A 25,914-nucleotide genomic window follows, 5' to 3' on the forward strand; every position below is an offset into this window, starting at 1 on the left:
GTGAAAAGCCGGCCGCGCGCCGGCTTTTTTTGCGCCCGCGCGCGCGGTTTTCTCACCGCCGCGGTGCGTAAGCCCAGCATTGGCGGGCTTTACGTGGCGTTTCCGAGAAAAAACTCGAAAAACACTTGCATAGTCGGCAAATCCCAACCAATATTAGCCGTGCGATTGAATTGCGCAACTTTTCCCTGTGTTCGTTAAGGAGGCTCGAATATGGCAACAGCCAAGAAAACCCCAGCAGCACCAGCAAAGAAAGCAGCAGTAGCAGCAAAGCCTGCGGCCAAGAAAGCAGCGCCGGCCAAAACCGCCGCCGCCAAACCAGCCGCCGCGAAGAAAGCCGCAGCACCACGCAAGCCCAACGCCGCCTTCATGAAGGAACTGACCCCATCGGCTTCGCTGGCCGCCGTGGTAGGCGCCTCCCCGCTGCCGCGCACCGAAGTCACCAAGAAAGTGTGGGACTACATCAAGAAGCTGAACCTGCAAGACGCGGCCAACCGCCGCATGATCAACGCAGACGACAAGCTCAAAGCCGTCTTCGGCGGCAAAGCCCAAGTGTCCATGTTCGAAATGACCAAGCTGATCTCCGATCACTTGAAATAAGAGCCTGCGCGTGCGCAGCGCACACTAAAGCCCCCGTCGCACGCGCGGCCGGGGCCTTTTTTTTTGCGCCGCGTGTTGGCGGGTTACGCTGCGCTAACCCGCCCTACGAAGGCGATCCGCGATACGCGATACACGTTGCGGCCGTAACCCGCCACCGCGTCAGAATCCGAACGCGGCCTTCATCAGCTCGAACACCCTGGTATTCTCCATCGTCCCCTTGAACGCCTGCGCGCCCGCGCCGGTGGCGTACAGCTTCACGTCCCCGCCCCCATGCGTCTCGCCCTTGATGCGGATCCCCGTCTCCTGGTGATAATCATCGCCCAGCGCAGTCTCGCTGGACACGTCGGCGCGCTCGTTGGGGCGGTTCGGCCCGTTGCCGAAAGCCAGCGCCGTGTAGGTGCGGCCGTCCGCGTCGCGCGCCGGCGTGCCGTCCGCGTTGCGCACGATGTCCAGGATGGGATTGCCGCGCCGCGCCGTGCCGTTGAAGGCCAGCGTGTGGTCATGGTCGGCCGTGATCACGATCAGCGTGTTGCGCAGGCCCGGATCGAGCAGCTGCATGCGGTCGATGGCGGTCTGGATGGCGTCGTCGAACGCCACCAGGTCCACCAGCGCGTGCTTGGCGTTCGAGTCATGCAGGCCGTGGTCGATCTTGCCGCCTTCCACCATCAGGAAGAAACCCTCCGGCCTGGCCGACAGCAGCGTAATGGCCTTGGACGTCATCTCCGACAGCGAGGGCTGCGTGGCGGCCTCCCCTTTCGGATTGCGCGCGCCGCGCTCCAGCTCATACGCCAGATGGTCTTCCTTGGCGTACAGGCCCACGAACTTGCGGCCCGGCCTGGCCTCGTCCATCTGCGCCTTGTCGGTGGCCACCGCGTAGCCGCGCGCGGCCAGTTCGGCCAGCAGGTCGCGGCCGTCGGCGCGGCCCTTGGTGTTGGCGGCGCTGTAAGGCGTGAAGTGGTGGCGGCCGCCGCCCATCAGCACATCCAGGCCGTCGCCCAGCGCCGCGTTGTAGCCCGCGCCGCCCGGCACCGCCTGCACCGCGATGGCGTAGCCGCTGTTGCGGTGGCAGCTGTGCGCGTAAGTGGAGGCAGGCGTGGCGTGCGTCGCCTCGGTGGTGGTGACCGCGCCCACCGCCTTGCCGTGCGCCTTGGCCAGTTCCAGTATCGTCGCCGCAGGGCGGCCGTTGCCGGCGGCGCAGGTGTCGATGGTGAGGTTGCCGTGCGCGTCCTTCTTCGGCGCGCTGGCCTTGGTGTCGGACGACATGGAGATCACTTCGTTCTGGATCTTCACGCCCGTCATGTAGGAGCCCATGGAAGGCGCGCTGTCGGTGGTTTGCGCATCCTGCGAGTAGGTCTTGATGCGCGCCACGCGCTCCAGGCGCTCGAACTTGAGCAGGCCCTCTTCCTTGTACTGGTGGATGCGCGCGGCGGTGATGGCGGTCGGCCCCATGCCGTCGCCAAGGAAGAAGATGATGTTCTTGGCTTCGCCGGCATGGACGCCGGCGCTTGCCGCCAGCAGCAGGGAGGGAATCGCGAGATATGGTTTCATATTGTTTTTATCCTTTACCAGCCGGCTGCGTTCTTGATCAGCGTGTGTACTTGCGTGTTCTCCAGCGTGCCCCGGAAGTCCGCCGCGCGCGCGCCGATGGCGCCGAGGTAGACGTCCGTGCCGCCGTTGGTGGTGCTGCCCGGCGCCATGCGCACCGTGGCCTCCTGCCGGTAGCCCGGCTCGGTGACGATGGCGTCGCTCAGCAGCGAGCCGCCGGCGCGGCTGCCCTGCACGCGGTTCACGCCGTTGCCGTAGCCGATGATGGTGTAGGGGACGTCGTCCAGGTCCTTGTAGTAGCTGCCGTTCGAGTATTTGCGCACCAGGCCCAGCACGCCGGGTTCGGTGGCGGTGGTCTTGCCGGTGCGGATGGAGTAGCCGTTCAGTATCAGCGTGCTGTCGCTGCTGGCGGTCATGACGATCAGCGTGTGCTTGAGGCCGGGGTCGATGGCCTGCATCTTGGCGATGGCCGTTTGCAGCGCCTTGTCCAGCGCCACGGTTTCGTCGAGCGCGCGGCGCGCGGTCGATGCGCGCTGCGCCTGGCCGATCTGGCCGTTGCCCACCACGAGGAAGAAACCCTTGCCGCTGCCGGCCAGCACGTCGATGGCTGCCGAAGTCATGGCCGGCAGCGACGGCGCCTTGGCGCCGAAGATGCCAGCCACGCGCTGCCCCGCAGCCGGTGCGAGCGCCTGCAGCGCGGCGGCGTCGGCCACTTGCTGGTAGCCTTTGCCGCGCAATTCGGCCAGCAGGTCGCGGCCGTCGGCGCGCTTGTGGAAATACTGCGCGCCGCCGCCCAGCACCACGTCCAGGCCGCCCGCCAGCTGTTCGTTGTAGCCCGCGCCGTCCGGCACCAGCGCGGCGGCGATGTCCTCATTGCGCGTGGCTTGGCAGGTGTGCGCATAGCCTGCCGCCGTCAGCGCGTCCGTCACGCTGGCCCCGTTGACCACGCCCGCCGCCCAGCCGCGCTTGCGGGCCAGCTCCAGCAGCGTGGCCGGCGCGCGCGGGGCTGCACCCGCGCCCGCGCCGCAGCCGCTCACGGCCAGTTGCCCGTTATTGGTCTTCACGCCCGTCATGTAAGCCGACATGGCGGCCGCCGTGTCGGTCACCTGCATGTCGTTGGAATAGGTCTTGACGTAAGCCGATTCAGGCAGCGTGTCGATGGCGAGGTCGCCGGACTCGCCCACGGCGTAGTTGCGCGCGGCGGTCAGCGTGTTGATGCCCATGCCGTCGCCGACCAGGAAGATGATGTGCCTGAGCGCTGCGGATTCAGCCGGCATGGCGGGCGGCAGCGGCGCCTGCACCTGCGGGCCCTGCTTAGCGCCGCTGCCCGCGCAGCCTGCCAGCGCGCCGAGTGCGGCGGCGATGGCGGCAATGGCCAGCTTGTCCGCCGTGTTCCGAATCCGATTTTTCATGGCCTGTCCCAGTGTCGCAAAGGCAGCCATCTTATCTGAAATCGGTGCGGCGGAAAATCAGATCGGAGGGGAGGTTTTCCAGTTGTTCCACGCCGCGAGCACGGCGTTCGGATAGTCGGGCCGTCCGCGCGAACCGTTGTAGCGGCCCAGCGCCAGGAACAGGTTGCCGCGCTCCATGTCGATATACATGCGCAGGATGGCGCAGCCGTAGCGCAGATTGGTCTGCATATTGAACAGCTTGCGGCGGTCGCTGTCGCCGATCACATTGGTCCAGAACGGCATCACCTGCATATAGCCGCGCGCGCCCACCACGGACACCGCGTACTTGCGGTAGGCCGACTCCACCTGGATCAGCCCCAGCACCAGGCCCGGCTCCAGCCCGGCGCGGCGCGCCTCGTACCACGCGGTCTCGAGGAACTCGGTGCGCACCTGCTCGTCCGGCAGCTTGCGCTTGAGCCGCGCCGACATCTGCCCCAGCCACATTTCGTAGCGCTGGCGGTCGGCGGGATTGCTGAAACTGGGCTTGGGCGGACGGGCGTCCAGGATGGCGTTCGACAGCGCCAGCCGCACGGTGTCGGCCAGCGCTTCTTCCTGCTGGTTGCCGGCAAAACCGAACGGCGCGCCCAGCACGCCGGTCGAAAACGCCAGCACATGCCACCAGCGCAGCGGCCTGGCCCAGAAACGGCGCCGTTCCGCGCCTTTGCGCTGATGGATCATGCTGTTCACTGCTGCACTTTGCCTTTGATGAAGTCCACCACCTCGGCCAGCGGCACCGGGGTTGCTTCGGTATCGCGGCGGCCCTGGTATTCCAGGTTGCCTTCCTTCAGGCCGCGCTCGCCGATCACCACGCGGTGCGGCACGCCGATCAGTTCCCAGTCGGCGAACATGGCGCCCGGACGCAGGCCACGGTCGTCCACGATCACGTCGATGCCGGCGGCCTGCGCGGCGGCGTACAGCTTGTCGGTCTCTTCCTTGACCAGCTCGCTGCGGTCATAGCCCATCGGGCACAGCACCAGCTCGAACGGCGCCAGCGAGGTTGGCCAGATAATGCCTTTCTCGTCGAAGTTCTGCTCGATCGCTGCGCCCAGGATGCGGGTCACGCCGATGCCGTAGCAGCCCATCTGCAGCGGCGCGGCCTTGCCGTTTTCGTCCAGGAAGGTGGCCTTCATGGATTCCGAGTAGGCGGTGCCCAGCTGGAACACATGGCCCACTTCGATGCCGCGCTCGATCGCCAGCACGCCCTTGCCGTCCGGCGAAGGGTCGCCTTCGACCACATTGCGCAGGTCGGCCACGATGGCCGGCTCGGCCACGTCGCGGCCCCAGTTGGCGCCGGTGTAGTGGAAGTCCGCCTCGTTGGCGCCGGTGATGAAGTCGGCCATATTGGCCACGGTGCGGTCGGCCACCACGGTGACCGGCGCCTTGGTGCCGATCGGACCCAGGTAGCCAGGGATGCAGCCGTACACTTCCAGGATCTCCGCCTCGGTCGAGAAGCGGTGGTTGGCAAGGCCGGGCACTTTGCCGACCTTGATTTCGTTCAGCTCATGGTCGCCGCGCAGCAGCAGCATGAAGTACTGCTTCTTGCCGGCTGTTCCATCTTCCCCCTGCTGCTCCACGGTCAGCGCCAGCGTCTTGATCGTGTTGCTCAGCGCGGTGCCCAGCAGCTTGGCCACGTCTTCGCACTTGGCCGCTTTCGGCGTGGAGGTTTTCACCAGTTCGGCGCCGGGCGCAGGACGGGTGCCGGTGGCCAGCGCCTCGGCCGCTTCCATATTGGCCGCGTAGTCCGAATCCGGGCAGTACACCAGCGCGTCCTCGCCGGTGGAGGCGATCACGTGGAACTCATGCGAACCGGTGCCGCCGATGGCGCCGTTGTCGGCCGCCACTGCGCGGAACTTCAGGCCAAAGCGGGTAAAGATGCGGGTGTAGGCGTCGAACATGACTTTGTACGACTGCTGCATGCCGGCCAGGTCGCGGTCGAAGGAGTAGGCGTCCTTCATGGTGAACTCGCGGCCGCGCATCAGGCCGAAACGCGGACGGCGCTCGTCGCGGAATTTGGTCTGGATGTGGTAAAAATTCAACGGAAGCTGCTTGTAGGATTTAATTTCCGAACGAACAACATCGGTGATCACTTCCTCGGACGTCGGCTGGATGGCGAACTCGCGGCCGTGGCGGTCTTTCACGCGCATCAGCTCGGCGCCCATCTTGTCCCAGCGCCCGGTCTCCTGCCACAGCTCGGCCGGCTGCACCAGAGGCATCAGCAGCTCAATGGCGGCGGCATTGTTCATCTCCTCGCGCACGATGGCCTCGACCTTGCGGATCACCTTCAGGCCCATCGGCATATAGGTGTAGATACCCGAGCCCAGGCGTTTGATCATGCCGGCGCGCATCATCAACTGGTGGCTGACGATCTCCGCGTCGGACGGCGCTTCTTTGAGAGTTGAAATAAAAAATCGGGAGGCACGCATACGGTGAATTCTTTTTAAAAAGAGAGAGTTATAATCAACCTAATTTTAAAGGATTAGCTGGCTGATGCGTCCATACTTTATACAAATGCGTTCATTAGATGGCCCGCCGACGGTTTTCGTACCCCGAAAACCGGGCTGGCGCGCAGGTTTGTGGGCAAAAATATAAGAAGGACGTACTGCAAGCAGAAAGTTTGAGGTGCAACATGCTCGACCGTGAAGGGTTTCGGCCCAACGTCGGCATCATCCTGCTTAACGCCCATAACGAGGTGTGGTGGGGCAAGCGGGTGCGCGAGCACTCATGGCAGTTCCCGCAAGGCGGGATCAAGTACGGCGAAACGCCTGAACAGGCGATGTACAGGGAGCTAGAGGAAGAAATAGGACTACGGGCGGAACACGTCAAGATCGTCGGCCGCACCCGCGACTGGCTGCGCTACGAGGTGCCGGACCACTTTATCAAGCGCGAGATACGCGGCCACTACCGTGGCCAGAAGCAGATCTGGTTTCTGCTGCGCATGTGCGCGCGCGACAATGACGTGAACCTGCGCCTGACCGACCACCCCGAGTTCGACGCCTGGCGCTGGCATGAGTACTGGGTGCCGCTGGACGTGGTGATCGAGTTCAAGCGCGACGTGTACCAGCGTGCCCTGCAGGAGCTGTCGCGTTTCCTGACGTGGCCGGCGCACGGCAACGGCGGCAACCGCCACCATACGTCGCGCTACCTGCGCCAGCCGCACGCGCCGCGCAATGGAAACGGCAGCGGCAACGGCACGAGTGGCGGCAGCGGTGGCAATAGCAGCAACATTGCCAACCGCGCAATCGCCGCAGTGGCCGCCAACGCAGCCAATGCCGCCAACGCCGCCGCAGCGGGCGGCGCCCCGGCCCTGGTGGACGGCGATCCCTGCGACTGCGCGGACGACACGCCCCGCATCGTGCAGCCGGGACAGGAGTAAAAGCAAAACGGACGCCTCGGCGTCCGTTTTTTTATGCTCAGACGATTTTGCAGGCGTCCTCGAACGGCAGGCGCTGCGCGCGCGGGCGCAGCTTCTCCGGCACGCCGTAGCCCAGGCTGCACAGGAAATTGGCTTTCAGCGTGGTACCGGCGAAGAAGGCCTCGTTGACCTTGCCCTCGTCGAAGCCGGACATGGGGCCGCAGTCCAGGCCGAGCGCGCGCGCCGCCAGGATCAGGTAGCCGCCCTGCAGCGAGGAGTTGCGCATGGCGAAAGTGTCTATCATGGCCGTCTTGCCGGCGAAGAAAGCCTGGCCGTCCACATGCGGCGACAGCAGCGGGAACTTCTCGTAGAAGGCCGTGTCCATGGCCACAATGACGGTCACCGGCGCCACCTCGATCTTGGGGCCGTTGCCGGGCGAGGCGCAGGCGGCCAGCCTGGCGCGCTGCTCGGCGGACTTGACGAACACGAAGCGCGCCGGCGAACCGTTGAACGCGGTCGGCGCCCATTTCAGCGTGTCGTACAGCTGGCGCAGCAGCTCGTCGCTGATGTCGCGCGGCTGCCAGCCCTGGTGGCTGCGGGCTTGGTGGAACAGGGTGTCGAGTGCGTCTTGGTTCAGCATGCTGGCTCCGGGCAAGATGGTTTAAATTACATTAATGAACTGGCTCAGGGTACACAAATCCGCGCCAAGGTACAATATCGGCTTCCAGCAGCCCTTGTCCTCCCTCTTATGTTCAATCCGTCCTCCGACGATGTGCGCCGCTTCTTCTGCGCGGTCTTCCAGAAACAGCGCGCCAACGAAATCCTCACGCCGCTGGAAATCATGGCCGGCGACTGGATACGCCACCACCCCGAGTACGAAGACGTGCTCAGCGACGTGGACGCGGCGCTCGCGCGCGACTATTCCGTCGACAGCGGCCAGACCAACCCCTTCCTGCACCTGTCCATGCACTTGTCCATCGACGAGCAGATTTCCATCGACCAACCGCCCGGCATCCGCGCGGCCGCCACGGCGCTCACGCTCAAGCTCGACTCGGCGCACGAGGCCCAGCACGAAATCATGGAATGCCTGGGCGAGATGATCTGGAACGCGCAGCGCAGCGGCCAGCCTCTGGACGCGCTGGCCTATATCGAAGCGGTGCAGCGGCGCGCAGCGCGCTGACGTTGCGGCGCCGGCGGGTTACGCTTTGCTAACCCGCCCTACGCAGCGCTCGCGGCCGATAGCGGCCGATGGCGATCGTAGGGCGGGTTAGCGCAGCGTAACCCGACAACACGCGGCGCAAAAAAAAGCCACGCAATGCGTGGCTTCTCTTATGCTGCGGTGCGGAATCAGCGATGCACCGCCAGCGTACCGGGCAGGCTGTGCAGATACGCCGCCAGATCCTTGATGTCCTGGTTGGTCAGCGGCTTGACCTGGCCGGTCATGATGGCGTTGCTGCGGCCGTTGGCGGCGTCGCCGCGCTTGTAGGCGGTCAGCGCGTGCTGCAGGTAATCCTTGTGCTGGCCGGCCAGCTTGGGATACGACGGGTCGATCGGCGAATTGTAGTCCTTGCCGTGGCAGGCCGCGCAGCTGTACTTCTCGGCCAGCGCCTTGCCGGCGTCGATATTGCCGCCGGCGGTGGCGGCGAAGGAAGCGCTTGCGCAGAACAGGGCGATGATCAGTTTTTTCATGTGCTTGGCCCTCATTTCTGCGCGGTTTTCTGGGTCTGCTGCGAATAGTAGGCAGCGATGTCGGCGATATCCTGGTCCGACAGGCTGGTGGCGATGCCCTTCATGGACGGATGCTTGCGCTCGCCTTTTTTGTAGCCTTGCAGCGCATTCTCGATGTACTTAGCCGACTGGCCACCAATCATGGGCACCTGGAACACCTCGGGGAAAGTGGCTTTGTAGCCTGGGATGCCGTGGCAACCGATACACATTTCGATCTTGGCTGGAGCCGCCTTGGCGTCTCCAACGATGTCCGCCGCTGCGGCAACGTTGGCGATGCCTGCAAGCACGAGAACTGCGTAGATTTTTTTCATGGTGGATGGCTAAGTTAACGTCAGTAATATTGATGATACTGATACGATACTGCGATGCTCCGAGGGCATAAAAGTTGACTTTTACGCCAACAGCGAACGATTCTAACTCAATAACAAGTTGCGAGTCCACATCATCCGCCCGCAGTGTGGTATAGCGATCTGGCATATACTCGTGGCATCGAAAATCCTCTACGAGACAGCTTTCATGCACGCTAATAATAAAGGCCAGCGCTTCCAGGGCTCCGACAACTACGTCGCCACCAATGATCTGAAACTGGCAGTGAACGCGGCGCTCACGCTGCAGCGCCCCCTGCTCATCAAGGGCGAGCCGGGCACCGGCAAGACCATGCTGGCCGAAGAAGTGGCGGCCGCGCTGAACATGCCGCTGATGCAGTGGCACATCAAGTCCACCACCAAGGCCCAGCAAGGCCTGTATGAATACGACGCCGTCTCGCGCCTGCGCGACTCCCAGCTGGGCGACGAACGCGTGCGCGACATCCACAACTACATCGTCAAGGGCGTGCTGTGGCAGGCCTTCACCGCGCCCGAGCCGGTGGTGCTGCTGATCGACGAAATCGACAAGGCCGATATCGAATTCCCGAACGACCTGCTGCGCGAACTGGACCGCATGGAGTTCTACGTCTACGAGACGCGCGAAATGGTGCAGGCCAAGCACCGCCCGCTGGTCATCATCACCTCCAACAACGAGAAGGAACTGCCGGACGCCTTCCTGCGCCGCTGCTTCTTCCACTACATCAAATTCCCGGACAAGGACACGATGGAGCAGATCGTCAAGGTGCACTACCCCACCTTGAAGCAGGAGCTGCTGGCCACCGCGCTGCAAACCTTCTACGAAGTGCGCGACGTGCCCGGCCTGAAGAAAAAGCCGTCCACCTCCGAGTTCCTGGACTGGCTCAAGCTGCTGCTGGCCGAAGACATCCCGCCGGAAGCGCTGCGCAGCAAGGACGCCAAGGCCGTGGTGCCGCCGCTGCACGGCGCGCTGCTGAAGAACGAACAGGACGTGCACCTGTTCGAGCGCCTGGTGTTCATGAACAGGACCAACCGCTGATGAACGCCTTGCTGGCCAATTTCGCCCCCATGACGCTGGAGCTGAACGGCGTGCGCCTGGAGCCGCTCGGCCTGCAGCACGCCGCCGGCCTGCGCGCCGCCGCCTGCGACGGCGAACTGTGGAAGCTGCGCATCACCTCCGTGCCCGAGCCGGACATGGTGGAAGCGTACATCGCCGCCGCGCTCGAGATGCGCCCCGGCCGCTACGCCTTCGCCGTCATCGACACGGCCACCGGTGCCGTGATCGGCACCACCAGCTACCACGACATCGTGCCCGCGCTGGACCGCGTGGAAATCGGCTACACCTGGTACGCGCGCAGCCGCCAGCGCAGCTACGTCAACACCAGCTGCAAGCTGCTGCTGCTCACGCACGCCTTCGACACGCTGGGCTGCGCCGTGGTCGGCTTCCGCACCGACAACTTCAACCACGCCTCGCAGGCCGCCATCGAGCGCCTGGGCGCGAAAAAGGACGGCGTGCTGCGCCACCACGCGCTGCGCCGCGACGGCACCGTGCGCGACACCGTTGTGTACAGCATCGTGCGCGGCGAATGGCCGGAAATCAAAGCGCACCTGCGCTACAAGCTAAGCAGAGACTGAGCATGCTGATCGACTTTTTCTTCACGCTGAAAGACGCGAAGATCCCCGTCTCCATCAAGGAGTTTTTGACCCTGCTGGAAGCGATGCAGAAGAACGTCATCGACTCGTCGATGGACGACTTCTACTACCTGTCGCGCCTGACGCTGGTGAAAGACGAAGCGCACTACGACAAGTTCGACCGCGCCTTCGCCCAGTACTTCAAAGGCATCAACGGCGCCTTCGACACCAACAGCGCCATCCCGCTCGACTGGCTCATCAAGCGCATGGAGCGCGAGCTGAGCGAAGAACAGAAAGCGGCGCTGGAAAAATTCGGCTACGACAAGCTGATGGACCGCCTGAACGAGCTGCTGAAAGAGCAGAAGGAACGCCACGAAGGCGGCAGCAAATGGATAGGCACGGGCGGCACCTCCCCGTTCGGCAACGGCGGCACCAATCCCGAAGGCGTGCGCATAGGCGGCAAGGGCGGCAACCGCACGGCGGTCAAAGTATGGGAAGCGCGCGCCTACAAGGACTACGACTCGGAGCGCGAGCTGGGCACGCGCAACATCAAGGTCGCCCTGCGGCGCCTGCGCAAGTTCGCGCGCGAAGGGCACGAAGAAGAACTGGCGCTGGACCAGACCATACGCGCCACGGCCAACAACGCCGGCTTCCTCGACATCAAGATGCAGCCCGAGCGCAAGAACAACATCAAGGTGCTGATGCTGCTCGACGTGGGCGGCACCATGGACGACCACATCGAACGCACGGAAGAGCTGTTCTCGGCGGCCAAGACCGAATTCAAGAACATGGAATTCTTCTACTTCCACAACTGCGTCTACGACTACCTGTGGAAGAACAACCGCCGCCGCAACGCCGAGCGCTTCCCCACCTGGGACGTGCTGCGCAAATACACGCCGGACACCAAGGTCATCTTCGTCGGCGACGCCACCATGAGCCCCTACGAGATTTTGCAGCCGGGCGGCTCGGTCGAATACAACAACGAAGAAGCCGGCGCCGAATGGCTGGGCCGCTTCACGCACGCCTTCCCCAAATTCATCTGGCTCAACCCCGAGCCCGAAGGCCTGTGGCAATACCGCCAGTCGATCGCCGTCATCCGCCAGCTCATGAACAACCGCATGTTCCCGCTGACGATAGAAGGCCTCGAACGCGCCATGCGCATGCTCAGCAAATAGCCCTCAGGCGGCTACCGGCGGCACCGGGAAACACCGTAGGGCGGGTTAGCAGCGCCGCTGCGTAACCCGCCAGTTGCCAGCTACACCCAAGGCTGATAATCAACCCCATCCTGCATCTTGCCGATCAACTGCGCGTAATTCTCCTGGCTCTCGCTAAACCCGGCCAGCACGCCAGCCACCGTATCCTGCTTGGTATTAAGCACATTGACCCAGTAGTTAAACCCCGCCTGGTCCGGCGCGCGGTGCAGCACGTTGGCGTACAGGCGCATCACAACATCGCCATTGCTGGCGTTCGCCCCATACGTGGCGAGGAACTCGCCGGAGCTGGCGAAGCCCGCCGCCACCGCGCGCAAGCTGGCGCCGTGGTCCAGCTGCGCAATCCAATAGCCCAGCCCCTTCTCGTCCGGCGCGCGGTTGAACGCTGCCTGGTAGAGCCGGTACGCCTCGCCGCCGTTGCCGTCGATATCCAGCGCCACCGCGCCGTCCTTGAAGTTGAGGCGTTCTATATTCTTCAGCAGGTCCAGCCCGTCCGAACCCACCAGGTCCTTCACCCAGAACTGCTTGCCGTCGGCCAGCACCGAGTACTCGTCGCGGTAGCCGTTGTAGAAGGCCTCGTCAAGGCCCGTGCCGCCGTCCAGGAAATCGTCGCCGCGGCCGCCGAACAGCGAGTCCGAACCGGCATAGCCGTAGATGTCGTCATTGCCGGCCGTGCCGTCGATATTGTCGTTCCTGTCCGTGCCGTACAGTACATAGCTCATCATGCCCTCCTCGCCTAATCGATGAACAATCTTAGGCCGCACGTTTGGCGCGCATGGGAAGAATTACAATTTGTTTCTAAGCCGGCAGTTGCAGGCGATAACCGACAGCCGTCTCGGTCAGCAGGTATTTCGGCTGGGCCGGATCGTCTTCCAGCTTGTGGCGCAAATGGCCCATGTAGATGCGCAGGTAGTGGCCGTTTTCGCTCTGCGACGGCCCCCACACCGCGCGCAGCAGCTGCGGGTTGCTCATCACGCGGCCGGCGTTGCCGACCAGGACGGACAGCAAACGGTATTCGGTCGGCGTGAGATGCACGCCTTCGCCGTTCTTCGTCACGCGGCGGTTCTGCAAATCCACCTCCACCGCACCGAAGCGCACCAGTCCCGAGGTGTCGGCTTGCGGCTGGCGCTGGCGGCGCAAGGTGGCTCGCACGCGGGCCAGCAATTCGCCCACGCCGAAAGGCTTGGTCAGATAGTCGTCCGCGCCCGCGTCCAGCGCCTTGATCTTGTCGGCCTCGTTCACCCGCGCCGACAGCACGATCACCGGCACCGTGGACCATTTGCGCAGGTCGCCCAGGAAAGAAATGCCATCGCCGTCCGGCAGGCCCAGGTCGAGCACCACCAGGTCCGGCTTGCGGGTGCCCGCGTCGATCAGGCCGCGCTGCATGGTGGGGCACTCGTGCACCTGCCAGCCCTCCTCCTCCAGCGCGGCGCGCACAAAGCGGCGGATCTGCGGCTCGTCCTCCACCAGCAGGGCGACGGGCGACGTTTCATGTACTTGAGTATTCATTGTTCCAGTATTTCTTGCGGTGGTTCCGGCGGAGTGCCCAGCGGCAGCGCGATGACGAAAGCGGCGCCGCCCAGCGGCGAGGCGGCGGCCTGTATGGTGCCGCCGTGCGCTTCCACGATGGCGCGGCAGATCGCCAGCCCCAGGCCCACGCCCGGCTTGGCCGATTCGCGCTCGCCGCGCGTGAATTTCTCGAACACGGCCTCCTCGCGGCCATGTGGCAGGCCCGGTCCGTCATCGTACACCATCACATTCATCCATGCGCCGTGCAGCGCTGCGCTGACGACGATGTGCGATCCGGCCGGCGTGTACTTGGCGGCGTTCTCCAGGAGATTGCACAGCACGCGCTCGATCAGCACGGCGTCGTAGCGCAGCAGCGGCAGGTCATGCGGCAGCTGGGTGCTGATGCTGTGCTGCTTCAGCTGCGGCGCGCTGGCGCGCAAGGCGCTGCCCACCACTTCCTCCAGCGGCTGCCATTCCAGGTTGAACTTCACCTCCCCACTCTGGATGCGCGCCATGTCCAGCAGATTGGACACCAGGGTGCTCATGCGCAGCGACTCGGCGTGCAGCGACTGCGCCAGGTCCAGCTGCTGCGGCGACAGCTCGGGCTTCGATCCGGCCAGCGATTCGGACAGGCCGACCAGCGACGTGAGCGGCGTGCGCAAGTCGTGCGACAAGGCGGCCAACAGCGAATTGCGCAGACGCTCGGACTCCATATTCACCAGCGCGCCCTGCGCCACTTCAATGTAGTGCACGCGCTCCAGCGCAATGGCGGCCAGAGCGCCGAAGGTGTCGAGCTGGCGCCGCTGCTCGGGGATCAGTATCCAGCGCCGGTTCTCCGGCTCGATGGCCAGCACGCCGCGCGTGCGCATCGGCGCCACCAGCGGCAGGTAGAAGATGCGGCTGGCGGGCAGCGTGTCCGTGCCCAGGCCCGCGCTTTCAGCACGGTCGTAAGCCCATTGGGCGATGCCGATGTCCAGCACCGACAAGTAGCCCGCCCCGCCGCCCGCTTGCGGCGCAGGCGGCTGCAGGCGGCCGTCGGCGTCCGGCAACAGCAGCACTGCTCTCGCGCGGAAGGCGGTTTGCACGGCGCTGCGGGTGCTGTCGAAAATCTGCTCGGTCTGCAGCGCGCCGGACAGCTCGCGCGCAAACTCGTACAGGGCGCGCGCACGCGCCTCCCGGTGCGAGGCCACGCGCGCCTGGAAGCGCAGGCCGGCCGTCAGGTGGCCGGTGATCAGGCCCACCGCCAGCATCACGCCGAAGGTGATCAGGTACTGGAAGTCCGACACCGCAAAACTGAAGCGCGGCGCCACGAAGAAGAAGTCGAAACACAGCACGCTCACGCAGGTGGCCAGCACCGAAGGGCCGCGCCCCAGCCGCACCGCCACCAGCACCACCACCAGCAGGAACAGCATGGCGATATTGGCCTGGTCGATATATGGCAGCAGCGGCGTGGCCGCCAGCGCGGCGGCGATGCTGGCGGCTGCGGCGGCCGCATAAGGCCAGCCGCGCCGTTTGGCGGCGGGGTCGGGCTGCTCATCCAGCGCGGTGGAAGCGCGCGGAGCTGCCGCCTCGCCGGGCGGATTGAATGGGTTGACCAGCGTGCGGCCGAAGGGCGACAAGCCAGCCAGGCCGCCCGCCTCCACCGCCGGCGCGCTCTCGCGGCTGGCGGTGCCGATCTCGATCAGGTCCACGTCCGGCGCCAGGCTGGCCATGCGTTTGATATGGGCGGCGCGCCAGGGCCAGGTGGGATGGACCCGTCCCAGCATGATCTTGGACAGGTTGTGGCTGCGGGCATACTCAACCGCCGTCGCGGCGATGTCGGCGCCGGTCAGCACGGCGGTGCCGGCGCCCAGCTCCTGCGCCAGCTTGAGCGCCTTCAGGATGCGCTCGCGCTCCGCCTCGGGCAAGCGCTGCAGGGCCGGGGTTTCGATGTAGACCGCGTGCCACTCGGTGCCCAGCTGCACGGCCAGGCGCGCGGCGCTGCGCACCACGTGCTCGCAGCCCGGGCGCGGGCCTACGCAGCACAGCAGCGAAGCGCCAGTCTTCCAGATGGCGTCGATGGATTTTTCGACGCGGTAGGCGCGCACGTCGTCCTCCACGCGGTCGGCGGTGCGGCGCAGCGCCAGCTCGCGCAGCGCGATCAGGTTCCCTTTGCGGAAGAAGTTCTTCGACGCGCGCTCGGCCTGCTGCTCCTGGTACACGCGGCCGCTCTTCAGCCGCGCCAGCAGTTCGTCTGCGGGGATATCGACCAGCACTACTTCGTCCGCCTCGTCGAACACCGTATCAGGCACGGTTTCGTTGACGCGGATGCCGGTGATGCCGCCCACCACGTCGTTCAGGCTGTCCAGGTGCTGCACGTTGACGGTGGTGAGCACGTCGATGCCCGCGTCCAGCAGCTCTTCCACGTCCTGCCAGCGCTTGGGGTGGCGCGAGCCGGGCGCGTTGGAATGCGCCAGCTCGTCCATCAGTATCAGCGGCGGGCGCCGCGCCAGCGCGGCGTCGATGTCGAATTCCTTCAGCACCTTGCCGCGATAGGCAACCTCCTTCAGCGGCAGCACATCCAGGCCGTCCAGCAGAGACGCGGTCTCGTTGCGGCCGTGGGTTTCCACCACGCCCACCAGCACGCCCTGCCCCGCCGCCTGCAGCTTGCGCGCGGCGGACAGCATGGCGTAGGTCTTGCCGACACCGGCCGACGCGCCGAAATAAATGCGCAGCCTGCCGCGCGCCGCCTTGCGCTCCTGCGCCTGGACCTGCGCCAGCAGCGCGTCGGGATCAGGCCGTTGACTGTCGATTGGAAGCATAATTATCACAAGTAAAACGCCGTGCTGACGGCTTGCGTTCGGCGGGTTACGCTTCGCTAACCCGCCCTACGAGACTACGGCGTAAATGTAGGGCGGGTTAGCGCGCAGCGCGTAACCCGCCAGCGCCGCCATCAGCGAGTATGCGTGCTTTTTCCATCCAGCGCCAGATTCAGCGCCAGCACGTTCACGCGCGGCTCGCCGAAGAAGCCGAACACCCGTCCGCGCATCTCGCGCTCTATCAGCGCGCGCACGTGCTCCGTGTCCAGCCCGCGCGCGGCGGCAATGCGGCGCACCTGGTACTGGGCAGCCGCCACGCTGATTTCGGGATCAAGTCCACTGGCCGAGGCCGTCACCAGGTCCACCGGCACCGGCGCCGTATTGCCCGGGTCCGCCGCCTGGAGCGCTTCGATGCGCCCCTTCACCGCGTCCGTGAGCGCCGGATTCAGCGGCCCCTGGTTGGAGCCACTGGAGCCAGCCGCGTTATTGGCCATCGGCACGGTGGCCGACGGGCGGCCCCAGAAGTACTTGGGCGAAGTGAAGGATTGGCCGATCAGCTCCGAGCCGACGGCCTTGCCGTTCACCTCAACGATGCTGCCCGCCGCCTGTGCCGGGAAGGCCGTGCTGCCGATGCCGGTAACGGCCAGCGGATACAGCACGCCGCAGGTCAGGGTAAGCGCGCCGAAAATCACCAGCGCGGGACGAAGATGGGAAGTCATGGTGTGCTCCTGTTTAAACAAGGTTGAACGCGGCCAGCAGCATGTCGATCAGCTTGATGCCGGCGAAAGGCAGGAAAATGCCGCCCACGCCGTACACCAGCAGATTGCGGCGCAGCAGCGCGGTGGCGCCGATGGCGCGGTACTGCACGCCCTTCAGCGCCAGCGGGATCAGCGCGATGATGATGAGCGCATTGAAAATCACCGCCGACATAATCGCCGACGAAGGACTGGCCAGATGCATGATGTCGAGCGCCTTCAGCTGCGGGTAAGTGCCCACAAAGGCCGCCGGAATAATGGCGAAGTACTTGGCGATGTCGTTCGAGATCGAGAACGTGGTCAACGAGCCGCGCGTCATCAGCATCTGCTTGCCGATTTCGACGATCTCCAGCAGCTTGGTCGGATTCGAATCCAGATCCACCATATTGCCGGCCTCTTTCGCCGCCTGCGTGCCCGAGTTCATGGCCACGGCCACGTCGGCCTGCGCCAGCGCGGGCGCGTCGTTGGTGCCGTCGCCGGTCATGGCCACCAGGCGGCCTTCGGACTGGTAGCTGCGTATCAGCTTCAGCTTGTCCTCCGGCGTGGCTTCGGCCAGGAAGTCGTCCACACCCGCCTCGGCGGCGATGGCGGCGGCGGTCAGCTTGTTGTCGCCGGTGATCATCACGGTCTTGATGCCCATGCGGCGCAGCTCCGCGAAACGCTCCTTGATGCCGCCCTTGACGATGTCCTTCAGCTCGACCACGCCCATCACGCGGCCGCCGTCCGCCACCACCAGCGGCGTGCTGCCCCGGCGCGACACGTCGTCCACGGCGCGCGACACTTCCGCCGGATAAGGCTGGCCCATAGCTTCCACGTACTTCTTCACCGAATCGGCCGCGCCCTTGCGCAGGGCGCGGACATCGCCCTGCCCTTGCAGGTCCACGCCGCTCATGCGGGTGGTGGCGGCGAAGGGCACAAACACCGCGTCCAGGCTGGCCATGTCGCGCTCGCGGATATTGAACTTCTGCTTGGCCAGCACCACGATGCTGCGCCCTTCCGGCGTTTCGTCAGCCAGCGAGGCCAGTTGCGCCACGTCCGCCAGCTGCTGCTCGCTCACGCCGGGGGCGGGAATAAAGGCCGAAGCCTGGCGGTTGCCCAGCGTGATGGTGCCGGTTTTATCCAGCAGCAGCACGTCCACGTCGCCCGCCGCCTCCACTGCGCGGCCGGAAGTGGCGATCACATTGGCCTGCATCATGCGGCTCATGCCGGCCACGCCGATGGCCGACAGCAGGCCGCCTATGGTGGTCGGGATCAGGCAGACCAGCAGCGCGATCAGCACGGTGATGGTGATGGGCGCGCCGCTGCCGGCGGCCGCCACCGAGAACAGCGAAAACGGCAGCAGGGTCACGGTCACCACCAGGAACACGATGGTCAGCGCCACCAGCAGGATGGTCAGCGCGATCTCGTTCGGCGTCTTCTGGCGCTTGGCGCCTTCCACCATGGAGATCATGCGGTCCAGGAAGGTCTCGCCCGGATTCGCGCTCACCTTCACCACCAGCCAGTCCGACAGCACGCGGGTGCCGCCGGTGACGGCCGAGAAGTCGCCGCCCGATTCGCGGATCACGGGGGCCGATTCGCCGGTGATGGCGCTTTCGTCCACCGAGGCCACGCCCTCGATCACTTCGCCGTCGATGGGGATCACGTCGCCCGCTTCAACCAGGATGTAATTGCCCTTGCGCAGATCGGGGCCATCGCATGGCAGCCAGGTGGTGCCGTGCTTGGGCGTAGCCAGCTTCTTGGCCGTCACGCTTTTCTTCAGGCTGCGCAGAGAGGCCGCCTGCGCCTTGCTGCGGCCTTCGGCCATGGCTTCGGCGAAGTTCGCGAACAGCACGGTGAACCACAGCCACACGGTGGTGGCCAGGATGAAGCCGGGGCTGGCCTCGCCCTGGCCGAACAGCGCCTGCACGTACAGCAGCGTGGTGATGATGCTGCCGACGTAGACCACGAACATGACCGGGCTGCGCAACTGGGTGCGCGGGCTCAGCTTCCTGAACGAATCGGCAATGGCAGGCAGCAGCAGTTCGGAGTCGAACATTTTCAGGCGCCGGGCCGGCGTCGTTGCGTGCAGCGCCATGTCCTTGGATGATGTATTAGCTTGCGACATGCGATGCTCCTTATTTGTTAAACAGTTGCAGGTGTTCGACCACGGGGCCGAGCGCCAGCGCAGGCACGTAGTTCAGCACGCCCACCAGCACCACCACGCCTACCAGCAGGCCGATGAACATGGCGCCGTGGGTCGGCATGGTGCCGGCGTTCGCCTCCAGGCGCTGCTTGCCGGCCAGCGAACCGGCGATGGCCAGGATGGGCACGATCACGGCGAAGCGGCCGAACCACATGGCCACGGCCAGCATGGTGTTGTAGAACGGCGTGTTGGCGGACAGGCCGGCAAACGCGCTGCCATTGTTGTTGGCGGCCGAGCTGAATGCGTACAGGATTTCCGAGAAGCCGTGCGCGCCGGGGTTGGCGATGCCGGCCTTGCCCACGTCCGTCATCACCGCGATGGCGGTGCCGCTCAGCACCAGGATGGGCGTCACCAGGATGGCGATGGACGTCATCTTCATTTCATAGGCCTGGATTTTCTTGCCCAGGTATTCCGGCGTGCGGCCTATCATCAGGCCGGCGATGAATACCGCCATGATGGCGAACACCAGCATGCCGTACAGGCCGGAGCCCACGCCGCCGAAGATCACTTCGCCGAACTGGATCAGCAGCATGGGGATCATGCCGCCTATGGGCGTGAAGGAGTCGTGCATGGCGTTCACCGCGCCGCAGGAGGCGGCCGTGGTGACGGCGGCGAACAGCGACGAGGCGCTGATGCCGAAACGGGTTTCCTTGCCTTCCATATTGCCGCCGGACTGGACGGCGCTCATGGCCTGGTCCACGCCCAGCGCCTGCAGCGCGGGGTGGGCCTGCTGCTCGGCCACCAGCACCACGGCGGTGGTGGCCACGAACAGCAGCGTCATGGCGCCCAGCACGGCCCAACCCTGGCGGCGGTCGCCCACCATGCGGCCGAAGGCGAAGCACAGGCCGGCCGGGATGATAAAGATGGCCAGCATCTGCACGAAGTTGGACAGCGCGGTCGGATTTTCATACGGGTGCGCCGAGTTGGCGTTGAAGAAGCCGCCGCCGTTCGTGCCCAGCATCTTGATGGCTTCCTGCGAAGCCACCGGACCCATGGCGATGGTCTGGGTAGTGGCAGTCATGGCCTCCGTCACCGGCTGGCCCTGCGCATCCAGCACGGGCTGCCCGTCGGCGCCGGTTTTCGGCACGGTGTAGCTGACCTGGTCCAGCAGCGCCACGTCCTTGTAGGCCGAGAAGTTCTGGATCACGCCCTGGCCCATCAGGAACACGGAGAACAGCAGCGACAAGGGCAGCAGCACATACAGCGTGGAGCGCGTGGCATCCACCCAGAAATTGCCGATGGACTTGGCCGAGCACGAGCTGAAGCCGCGTATCAGCGCATAGGCCACGGCCATGCCGGTGGCCGCCGAGAAGAAGTTCTGGCAGGTCAGCGCCAGCATCTGCACCAGGTAGCTCATGGTCTGCTCGCCGCTGTAGCCTTGCCAGTTGGTGTTGGCGACGAAACTGACGGCGGTGTTGAACGACGAATCCGGGCTGACGTTGGCCAGTCCCTGCGGATTGAGCGGCAGCCAGGCTTGCACGCGCTGTAGGCCATAGGTGAAGAGCGCACCCACGCCGTTGAAGACCAGCAGCGCGATGGCGTAGCTTTTCCAGCCCTGGCCGCGCTCTTCGGCCTTGAGCGGCACGCCGGCGGCGCGGTACAGAAGCTGCTCCACGCGCAGCAGCCAGCCCAGGCCGGGAATGCGGCCGCCGTCGCCCACGCGCGCCAGGACGATACCGAGCGGCCAGGCCAGCGCCAGCAGCACGGCCAGGAACAGCGCCAGCAGAATAAAGGATTGCATGGTCATCACAGGTCCTCCGCTTTCAGGAGCGCCACCACCAGGTAGACCAGCAGGCCGGCCGACGCCAACGCGCCGAGTAGATAAAAGCTATTCATTTCCGCTCTCCCAGCGCGCCGCAGCCGGCGGCAAAGCCGCAGCTCACGAGCAGAAAAACGACGATTGCGCCGATAAACACCACATCCATTTTGATACCCTCGCAGGTCTTGTTTTGATGCTTCCAGCTTATCGGCGGAGACCTAAAAGTGTTGTAAAGACTGTGGGGCAGGGTGTAAACGCGGTGTAAAAATTGGCCGCCAGAATAGACAATCGCGCCGGGCGCACTTATGCTGAAACCGTTCCGGGAGCTTCCATGAAAAAAAACGTGCCGGCATGGCGCAGCACCCTGCTTCTGATGCTATGCGCTCCCGCAGCGCAGGCGGGCCGCCCCATGGCGGCCGACGACGCCGCCATCCTCGATCCGCGCCAGTGCCAGCTGGAGACGTGGGCACAGCACAACAAGACTCAGAACGAATACTGGACGGCCCCGGCCTGCAATTTCGGCGGCGGCTGGGAGCTGGGCGCAGGCGCGGGACGCGCGCGCAGCCTGGCAGGCGGCGGCCGGGATACGCTGTCGCTGCTGCAGGCGAAAACGCTGCTGCGCGCGCCGCAGGAAGATGGATGGGGACTGGGCCTGGTGCTGGCCGGCCAGTGGCGCACCGGCGCAAACAGCAACCGTGACCTGTCGCTGAACCTGCCGCTCAGCGTGGAGCTGGCGGGGGACCGCGCCATGCTGCACGCGAATGTCGGCTGGCTGCGCCTGCGCGGCCAGCCCGAACCAGCCAGCCCGCGCCTGCAGCGCAGCTGGGCGCTGGGCCTGGAGCTGGCGGCCGGCGAACGCGCCGCCTTCACGGCGGAAGCTTACGGACGCCAGCGCACCGGCAGCTACATGCAGCTGGGCGCGCGCTACAGCCTGATTCCGGGCCGGGCCGATATCGACATAGCCTACGGCGACCGCGCCGGACGCCGCGGCGCCGAACGCTATCTCGCCGTCGGCCTGACGCTGGTCGCCTCGCTGGCCGACTGAGCGAGGCCGCCCGGCTTAGAACGCTTTGCTGACCGTCAGCACCAGCGCGCTCTTGCCCAGGAATTTCCCGTTGGCGGGCGAGGCGTAGGCGCTCTTGCCCGCGTTAGTGCCGATGACGGCCAGCGCGCCGGTGAGCACGCCGAAGTCCTTGGTGGCGCCGATTTTCCAGTCGCTATAGTCGGCCTGACTGGCGTTCTTCACCTTCTGGCGGCCCGCGTGCAGGTTGACGGTGTAGCCGCCGCCTGCATCGATATTGGCGCCCACGTCCAGGTAGCCGCTGTTCTTGCTGTCGACGAAGCCGAACAGATTGGTCACAGAGTGCGAGTACTTCACGTAGGCCGGGCCGTAGCCCAGCTGGCCGTAGATTTCGGTGGTGTCGGCGTTGGCAAAGCCGGCTACGTGTTTCAGATCATTGGACGGGTAGACATAGGCCAGCACGCCCGCGTCGTAAGACACGTCGGCGCCCAGCTGGCCGCGCTTGCCGGCGTACAGGTCCAGCTCCACGCCGCCATCGCCGCCCGCGTCCCTGGTCCACTTGATGGTTGAGCCCCAGGCGCCGGCGTAGAAGCCGCTCGGGTTGTTGACGTAATCCACGCCGCCCTGCAGCGCAGGCTTCAGGCGGGTCTGCGAGATGCCGCGATAGCGGTAGTCGGATGTGGCGGCGGCGTTGAAGCTGGTTTCATTGTCCGGCTTCTGGTCCTCGGCTTGCGCAGCGGCGCAAGTCGCAGACAAGGTGGCCGCGGCAGCGGCGGCGAGCAGCAGTTTCTTCATGGTGCAGTCCTTCTTTGGTGGCGGAAAACAGGAGCTGCACAGCTTATCGGGTGGGCCGTAAAAACAGTCTAAAAAGTGGCGCGGCAGATGTAAACGCCGCGTAAGGATCAGGCGATGCGCATCAGCCGCTTGATGGCGGCGCGCAGCGTGGGATCGGACACCGGCTTGTTCAGCAGGCCGGCGGCGCCTGCTGCGCGGGCGCGGGCGCTGTCGTAGGCGTAGTCCCGCGAGACCAGCAGCACCACGTCCGGCGCGCGCACATCCGCTCCGGCCTGCTCGCGCAGCGCGGCGCACAGGAGGTAGGGGTCGATTTCCGCCAGCGAGGTATTGATGAGGACCACCGCCACCGGCGCCAGCATCTGCGGCGCATCGGCGCAGGCGGCCAGTGCGGACGGCTCATCCGAGGCCCATAGCGCCGGAATGGCCCAGGGCTTGAGCAGCTTGGCGACGTGCTGGCTGAAGCGCGCGTTGCGGTCCACCACCAGCACCGCGCCGCGCCGGTCCTGGCCCGTGGTGCGCATGGCCGCGTACTCGGACGGGTCGGTCAGGTCGAAATCCAGCCGTTCGCGCGCGCGGCGTTCCGCCAGCGGCGGCAGGCCCGCGCCAGCCAGCCTGGCCAGCGCTTCGGCGCGGCGCTCCACCAGGCGGGCCAGTTCGGCGTGCAGGCTGTCGTCGTCGCAAGGCATGGGCAAGGAGGGATAAGGCAGGGCCGTCAGCAGGCCCGCCCCCTGCTCCGGCCCGGCTTGGGGCGCGCCCAGCAGCAGCGCCGGACGCACGTCGCCGGGATTGAGCGCCGCCAGCACCGCCAGGGACTTCAGCTCGGCGCCGTTGGCGATCAGCAGGTCAGGCTCCTGCAAGCTGTCGCCGGGCAGGAAAAAATACGCCGGGCCGTGGTGCGGCGCGCGCTTCAGCGCCGCCGCCAGGGCCTCTTCCTGCGCTTCGGCAAAGCCGATCAGGCGCACCGCGAACGGAAATTTGTCTGCACTCATGGCTCGCTCATGGACGATTTGCACCGCTTTTTCCCACGTATTGAGCTATTTAACCACAACTCCCCACCCTTTCCGGCGTCCAGTTTCCCGCCATTGCCGCCGGTTGCGGATAGAATGCGCAGGCAAGCGCGCCTGCGGGCGTTGCGCAGAAAGCACTTGCAGAGCAAAATAACTGTATATAATCACAGCACTTTGCAGCAAGCTGCCGCACCAATAGAGAACCGCACAACCTAGCTTGATCACGTATGGCCACTAAAAATCCAGTTTCCGACTACAGCGAATCATCCATCCGCGTCCTCAAGGGCCTGGAACCTGTCAAGCAGCGTCCGGGCATGTACACCCGCACGGAAAACCCCCTGCACATCATCCAGGAGGTGATCGACAATGCCTCCGATGAGGCCTTGGGCGGTCATTGCAAAAACATTATCGTGACGCAGAATGCCGACGGCAGCGTAACGGTGGAGGACGACGGCCGCGGCATCCCGGTCGGCCTGCACCCGGAAGAAAACGTGCCGACGGTGGAAATCGTCTTCACCCGCCTGCACGCGGGCGGCAAGTTCGACAAGGGTTCGGGCGGCGCCTACGCCTTCTCCGGCGGCCTGCACGGCGTGGGCGTGTCGGTCACCAACGCGCTGTCCAAGCGCCTGGAGATCTCGGTCTGGCGCAAGGACGACAAGGGCAACGGCTTCCACCACCTGGTGTTCGAGCACGGCGAAGTGGTGGAGCCGCTGAACTCCATGCCCGCCCCCAAGGACGGCAAAAAGTCCGGCACCCGCGTCACCGCCTGGCCGGACGCCAAATACTTCGACTCCTCGCTGATCTCGCAGGTTGAGCTGCAGCGCCTGCTGCGCTCCAAGGCCGTGCTGCTGCCGGGCGTGACCGTCACGCTGAACAACGCCAAGACCGGCGACAGCCAGACCTGGAAATACGACGAAGGCCTGCGCGGCTACCTGACCGAAGCGCTGGCGCAAACCTCCGACGGCGAAACCCTGATCCCCCTGTTCGAAGGCGCGCAGTTCGCCGGCCCGGACACGGAAGGCTTTGCCGAGGGCGAAGGCGCGGCCTGGGTGGTGGCATGGACCGAAACCGGCGCCGTGGTGCGCGAATCCTACGTCAACCTGATCCCCACGCCGAACGGCGGCACCCACGAATCGGGCCTGCGCGACGGCCTGTTCGGCGCCGTGAAGAACTTCGCCGAGATGCACTCGCTGCTGCCGAAAGGCGTGAAGCTGCTGCCGGAAGACGTGTTCGCGCGCGTCTCCTTCGTGCTGTCGGCCAAGGTGCTGGACCCGCAGTTCCAGGGCCAGATCAAGGAACGCCTGAACTCGCGCGACGCGGTGCGCCTGGTGTCCACCTTCGCCAAGCCGCCGCTGGAGCTGTGGCTGAACCAGCACGTTGAATACGGCAAGAAGCTGGCCGAGCTGGTGATCAAGCAGGCCCAGTCGCGCCTGCGCTCGCTGCAGAAAGTGGAAAAGAAAAAATCGTCCGGCGTGGCCGTTTTGCCGGGCAAGCTGACCGACTGCGAATCGAGCGACGTCACCCGCACTGAAATCTTCCTGGTCGAGGGCGACTCGGCGGGCGGTTCGGCCAAGATGGGCCGTGACAAGGAATTCCAGGCCATCCTGCCGCTGCGCGGCAAGGTGCTCAACTCCTGGGAGACCGACAAGGACCGCCTGTTCGCCAACAACGAGATCCACGACATCTCGGTGGCCATCGGCGTCGATCCGCACGGCTTCGGCGACTCGCCCGACCTGTCCGGCCTGCGCTACGGAAAAATCTGCATCCTCTCCGATGCGGACGTGGACGGCTCGCACATCCAGGTGCTGCTGCTCACGCTGTTCTTCCGCCACTTCCCGGCGCTGATCAAGCATGGCCACATCTGCATCGCCCGTCCGCCGCTGTACCGCGTGGACGCGCCGGCGCGCGGCAAGAAGCCTATCCAGAAGCTGTACGCGCTGGACGACGGCGAGCTGGTGGCCATCGAGGACAAGCTGCGCAAGGACGGCCTGAAGGACGGCAGCTGGTCCATCTCCCGCTTCAAGGGTCTGGGCGAGATGAACGCCGAGCAGCTGTGGGAAACCACCATGAACCCGGACACGCGCCGTTTGCTGCCGGTAAAAGTGGGCCGTCCCGGCCACAGCACCTCCTCCGCGCGCTTCAACATGCTGATGGGTAAAGGCGAAGCCGCCGCCCGCCGCGCATGGATAGAGGAACACGGCAACGAAGTCGAAGCCGACATTTAATACAGC

The 25,914-nt window shown here is 65.3% G+C and carries 24 protein-coding genes; 8 read left to right on the forward strand and 16 right to left on the reverse strand.

Features of this window, described 5'->3' with window-relative positions; genetic code table 11:
- The first annotated feature begins 210 nt into the window (after positions 1 to 210).
- The gene (locus tag KT882_RS27800; RefSeq protein ID WP_161072759.1) at positions 211 to 597 is read left to right on the forward strand and encodes an SWIB/MDM2 domain-containing protein; all 387 of its coding nucleotides are present in this window, start codon (positions 211 to 213) and stop codon (positions 595 to 597) included.
- A 159-nt stretch (positions 598 to 756) separates the two neighbouring features.
- On the opposite strand, the gene KT882_RS27805 is transcribed toward KT882_RS27800, so the two are convergent.
- From KT882_RS27805 to KT882_RS27820, 4 genes are read right to left on the reverse strand one after another with little or no spacing between them, the layout of a single operon-like run.
- Complete coding sequence (locus KT882_RS27805) at positions 757 to 2,145, reverse strand: alkaline phosphatase (protein WP_161072760.1); 1,389 nt, start codon at positions 2,143 to 2,145, stop codon at positions 757 to 759.
- Positions 2,146 to 2,159: 14 nt separating this feature from the next.
- On the reverse strand, positions 2,160 to 3,554 hold the full coding sequence (locus tag KT882_RS27810; protein WP_161072761.1) for an alkaline phosphatase: 1,395 nt from the start codon (positions 3,552 to 3,554) through the stop codon (positions 2,160 to 2,162).
- 57 nt (positions 3,555 to 3,611) lie between these two features.
- Complete coding sequence (locus KT882_RS27815) at positions 3,612 to 4,271, reverse strand: lytic transglycosylase domain-containing protein (protein ID WP_161072762.1); 660 nt, start codon at positions 4,269 to 4,271, stop codon at positions 3,612 to 3,614.
- A gap of 5 nt (positions 4,272 to 4,276) precedes the next feature.
- A complete protein-coding gene (locus tag KT882_RS27820) occupies positions 4,277 to 6,016 on the reverse strand; it encodes a proline--tRNA ligase (protein ID WP_228893837.1) in 1,740 nt (579 codons plus the stop codon).
- A 203-nt stretch (positions 6,017 to 6,219) separates the two neighbouring features.
- Between KT882_RS27820 and KT882_RS27825 the strand changes: the two genes are divergently transcribed.
- Complete coding sequence (locus KT882_RS27825) at positions 6,220 to 6,966, forward strand: RNA pyrophosphohydrolase (RefSeq protein WP_228893838.1); 747 nt, start codon at positions 6,220 to 6,222, stop codon at positions 6,964 to 6,966.
- Between the two features lie 37 nt (positions 6,967 to 7,003).
- Here KT882_RS27825 and KT882_RS27830 read toward each other — a convergent pair whose 3' ends face one another.
- Complete coding sequence (locus tag KT882_RS27830; protein WP_228893839.1) at positions 7,004 to 7,585, reverse strand: malonic semialdehyde reductase; 582 nt, start codon at positions 7,583 to 7,585, stop codon at positions 7,004 to 7,006.
- A 108-nt stretch (positions 7,586 to 7,693) separates the two neighbouring features.
- Between KT882_RS27830 and KT882_RS27835 the strand changes: the two genes are divergently transcribed.
- A complete protein-coding gene (locus KT882_RS27835; protein WP_161072765.1) occupies positions 7,694 to 8,125 on the forward strand; it encodes a DUF1841 family protein in 432 nt (143 codons plus the stop codon).
- A gap of 167 nt (positions 8,126 to 8,292) precedes the next feature.
- On the opposite strand, the gene KT882_RS27840 is transcribed toward KT882_RS27835, so the two are convergent.
- Entirely contained in the window at positions 8,293 to 8,634 is a 342-nt protein-coding gene (locus KT882_RS27840; RefSeq protein ID WP_107874336.1) for a c-type cytochrome, read from the reverse strand.
- An 11-nt stretch (positions 8,635 to 8,645) separates the two neighbouring features.
- Entirely contained in the window at positions 8,646 to 8,984 is a 339-nt protein-coding gene (locus tag KT882_RS27845; protein ID WP_161072766.1) for a c-type cytochrome, read from the reverse strand.
- Between the two features lie 205 nt (positions 8,985 to 9,189).
- Between KT882_RS27845 and KT882_RS27850 the strand changes: the two genes are divergently transcribed.
- From KT882_RS27850 to KT882_RS27860, 3 genes are read left to right on the forward strand one after another with little or no spacing between them, the layout of a single operon-like run.
- Entirely contained in the window at positions 9,190 to 10,053 is an 864-nt protein-coding gene (locus KT882_RS27850; RefSeq protein ID WP_161072767.1) for an AAA family ATPase, read from the forward strand.
- Entirely contained in the window at positions 10,053 to 10,649 is a 597-nt protein-coding gene (locus KT882_RS27855) for a GNAT family N-acetyltransferase (RefSeq protein ID WP_161072768.1), read from the forward strand. The genes KT882_RS27850 and KT882_RS27855 overlap by 1 nt, the downstream gene beginning before the upstream one ends.
- A 2-nt stretch (positions 10,650 to 10,651) precedes the next feature.
- Positions 10,652 to 11,821, forward strand: coding sequence for a vWA domain-containing protein (locus KT882_RS27860; protein ID WP_161072769.1), 1,170 nt, complete (start codon positions 10,652 to 10,654; stop codon positions 11,819 to 11,821).
- Positions 11,822 to 11,901: 80 nt separating this feature from the next.
- Here the strand turns inward: KT882_RS27860 and KT882_RS27865 are convergent, their stop codons facing one another.
- From KT882_RS27865 to KT882_RS27895, 7 genes are all read right to left on the reverse strand, one after another.
- A complete protein-coding gene (locus KT882_RS27865; protein WP_161072770.1) occupies positions 11,902 to 12,582 on the reverse strand; it encodes a DUF4214 domain-containing protein in 681 nt (226 codons plus the stop codon).
- 73 nt (positions 12,583 to 12,655) lie between these two features.
- Complete coding sequence (kdpE, locus tag KT882_RS27870) at positions 12,656 to 13,366, reverse strand: two-component system response regulator KdpE (RefSeq protein WP_161072771.1); 711 nt, start codon at positions 13,364 to 13,366, stop codon at positions 12,656 to 12,658.
- Positions 13,363 to 16,167 (reverse strand): DUF4118 domain-containing protein, encoded by a 2,805-nt coding sequence (locus tag KT882_RS27875; RefSeq protein WP_228893840.1) that lies wholly within the window; start codon positions 16,165 to 16,167, stop codon positions 13,363 to 13,365. The genes kdpE and KT882_RS27875 overlap by 4 nt, the downstream gene beginning before the upstream one ends.
- A gap of 131 nt (positions 16,168 to 16,298) precedes the next feature.
- A complete protein-coding gene (gene kdpC / locus KT882_RS27880) occupies positions 16,299 to 16,883 on the reverse strand; it encodes a potassium-transporting ATPase subunit KdpC (RefSeq protein ID WP_228893841.1) in 585 nt (194 codons plus the stop codon).
- Positions 16,884 to 16,896: 13 nt separating this feature from the next.
- On the reverse strand, positions 16,897 to 18,993 hold the full coding sequence (kdpB, locus tag KT882_RS27885) for a potassium-transporting ATPase subunit KdpB (protein ID WP_161072863.1): 2,097 nt from the start codon (positions 18,991 to 18,993) through the stop codon (positions 16,897 to 16,899).
- A gap of 40 nt (positions 18,994 to 19,033) precedes the next feature.
- Positions 19,034 to 20,848: a potassium-transporting ATPase subunit KdpA gene (gene kdpA / locus KT882_RS27890; RefSeq protein WP_228893842.1), complete on the reverse strand. Its 1,815-nt coding sequence runs from the start codon at positions 20,846 to 20,848 to the stop codon at positions 19,034 to 19,036.
- The gene (locus KT882_RS27895) at positions 20,848 to 20,937 is read right to left on the reverse strand and encodes a potassium-transporting ATPase subunit F (protein WP_161072775.1); all 90 of its coding nucleotides are present in this window, start codon (positions 20,935 to 20,937) and stop codon (positions 20,848 to 20,850) included. Before KT882_RS27895 ends, kdpA begins: the two co-directional genes overlap by 1 nt.
- Positions 20,938 to 21,191: 254 nt before the next feature.
- Here KT882_RS27895 and KT882_RS27900 point away from each other — a divergent pair, with 254 nt between their 5' ends.
- Entirely contained in the window at positions 21,192 to 21,905 is a 714-nt protein-coding gene (locus tag KT882_RS27900; protein WP_228893843.1) for a hypothetical protein, read from the forward strand.
- A 15-nt stretch (positions 21,906 to 21,920) separates the two neighbouring features.
- On the opposite strand, the gene KT882_RS27905 is transcribed toward KT882_RS27900, so the two are convergent.
- A complete protein-coding gene (locus KT882_RS27905; RefSeq protein WP_161072777.1) occupies positions 21,921 to 22,676 on the reverse strand; it encodes a TorF family putative porin in 756 nt (251 codons plus the stop codon).
- Positions 22,677 to 22,783: 107 nt separating this feature from the next.
- Entirely contained in the window at positions 22,784 to 23,665 is an 882-nt protein-coding gene (locus tag KT882_RS27910; RefSeq protein WP_161072778.1) for a response regulator, read from the reverse strand.
- A 245-nt stretch (positions 23,666 to 23,910) separates the two neighbouring features.
- On the opposite strand from KT882_RS27910, the gene KT882_RS27915 reads away from it, so the two are divergent.
- Entirely contained in the window at positions 23,911 to 25,908 is a 1,998-nt protein-coding gene (locus KT882_RS27915) for a DNA topoisomerase IV subunit B (RefSeq protein ID WP_161072779.1), read from the forward strand.
- Positions 25,909 to 25,914: the final 6 nt, after the last annotated feature.

The sequence above is a fragment of the Pseudoduganella aquatica genome (assembly GCF_020865585.1).
Lineage (GTDB): Bacteria > Pseudomonadota > Gammaproteobacteria > Burkholderiales > Burkholderiaceae_D > Rugamonas > Rugamonas aquatica_A.